A 237-nucleotide genomic window follows, 5' to 3' on the forward strand; every position below is an offset into this window, starting at 1 on the left:
GTGTTGTTCGATCCAGATTGGAATCCTGCTGCAGACCAGCAGGCCTTGGCTCGAGTTTGGCGTGATGGACAAAAGAAAAATTGTTTTGTTTATCGTTTCATTGCAACCGGGTCGATCGAGGAAAAGATCTTCCAACGTCAATCCCATAAGCAATCACTCTCGTCATGCGTCGTGGATTCAGCTGAAGACGTTGAGCGACATTTCTCGCTGGAGTCCCTCCGCGAGCTGTTCCAGTTC

At 49.4% G+C, this 237-nt stretch carries 1 protein-coding gene; it reads left to right on the plus strand.

All coding sequences use genetic code 11. The features are described from left to right. A partial coding sequence (locus FVA95_RS32480; protein ID WP_205016118.1) for a DEAD/DEAH box helicase occupies positions 1-237 on the plus strand: 237 nt, incomplete at both ends.

The organism is Pseudonocardia sp. EV170527-09, from assembly GCF_008369905.1.
In the GTDB taxonomy this organism is placed as follows: Bacteria; Actinomycetota; Actinomycetes; order Mycobacteriales; family Pseudonocardiaceae; genus Pseudonocardia.